At 60.8% G+C, this 301-nt stretch carries 1 protein-coding gene; it reads left to right on the top strand.

What is annotated here, in order from left to right; genetic code table 11:
* Nucleotides 1–15 precede the first annotated feature (15 nt).
* A partial coding sequence (locus R0J88_RS19410) for a DUF3833 family protein (protein WP_410900785.1) occupies nt 16–301 on the top strand: 286 nt, incomplete at its 3' end.

Here is a 301-nt window from a genome sequence, read left to right as displayed (position 1 = left end):
GTGACGCGGCGGTTCGTGGTCGATGTCATCGGCAGCATGCAAGGCAACCAGCTGATTCTGGAGGAAGACTTCGTCTATGCCGATGGCGAGACGCAACACCGCCGCTGGACCTTTACCCCGGCGGGTGATCGCCAATGGACTGGTCGAGCGGCGGATGTGACGGGCGAAGCGACAGCGACGACCCGCGGTAACGCCTTGCGCATGAACTACGTGCTTCAGGTACCGATCGACGACAGTACCTGGGAGTTCAGCATGGATGACTGGATGTATCTGCAGCCGGATGGTCGCATCCTGAACCGGA

Origin of the sequence: Pseudoalteromonas sp. SIMBA_162 (assembly GCF_046535955.1) — a bacterium.
GTDB lineage: Bacteria > Pseudomonadota > Gammaproteobacteria > Enterobacterales > Alteromonadaceae > Pseudoalteromonas > Pseudoalteromonas marina.
This window is presented reverse-complemented; position numbering and strand designations above follow the sequence as displayed.